This window comes from Escherichia sp. AM3 (assembly GCF_032029835.1).
Taxonomy (GTDB): Bacteria; Pseudomonadota; Gammaproteobacteria; order Enterobacterales; family Enterobacteriaceae; genus Escherichia; species Escherichia coli.
This window is the reverse complement of the sequence record NZ_JAVUPQ010000928.1, coordinates 1-277: the sequence shown is the minus strand read 5'-3', so window position 1 is coordinate 277 and position 277 is coordinate 1. Positions and strand designations below refer to the sequence as shown.

Below are 277 nucleotides of genomic sequence, written 5' to 3'. Positions count from 1 at the left end.
TCCTTGGTGTTAGTCTGTAAGACGTCCCAACGGACCGCGAATCCCGAGGGACAAAAAAAACCGCCACATTGCTGTTGGCGGTTTTTTTATGCATCTCGCTTACCGATTAACTACTCAATATCCAGCGCATCCTCAGAAAGGATAATGCCGGTATTGTCAGCATAAAGGTGGTCGCCCGAGAAGAAGGTCACGCCGCCGAAATTGACGCGCACGTCGCTTTCGCCGATGCCGTCGCCCGCTGCGCCTACCGGTATGGCCGCGATGGCCTGAATCCCGA

Annotated in this window: 1 pseudogene; it reads right to left on the bottom strand. The window is 54.9% G+C overall.

The features are described from left to right. Window positions 1–110: 110 nt before the first annotated feature. A pseudogene (locus RTW80_RS29105) lies at window positions 111–277 on the bottom strand (ribonuclease E activity regulator RraA); the annotation flags it as partial.